This window comes from Streptomyces virginiae (assembly GCF_000720455.1).
GTDB classification, from domain to species: Bacteria; Actinomycetota; Actinomycetes; order Streptomycetales; family Streptomycetaceae; genus Streptomyces; species Streptomyces virginiae.
Window position 1 is genome coordinate 1 of record NZ_JOAK01000116.1, and the last position, 266, is coordinate 266.

Sequence of the window (266 nt, forward strand, 5' to 3'; positions counted from 1 at the left end):
CGGAACGGTGTGACCGCCCATGCCGTTGCCCGCGTCCACGACCACCTTCAGCGGACGGACCGACGCCAGATCCACCAAAGACCGCAGGTGCTCCGCATAACCCTTCAGGGAGTCCTGCTCTGTCACCGTGCCCGGCACCGTACCCGCAGGAACGCCCGGGGCACCCGCATCCAGCCACCCCTCCACCAGAACCCGGATCTGCGACAGACCCGTGTCCTGACCCACCGGAGCCGCACCCGCCCGGCACATCTTGATCCCGTTGTACT

The 266-nt window shown here is 67.7% G+C and carries 1 pseudogene; it reads right to left on the reverse strand.

From position 1 onward, the window contains the following. Window positions 1-266: pseudogene (gene manB / locus IG86_RS0138195) on the reverse strand (phosphomannomutase/phosphoglucomutase); the annotation flags it as partial.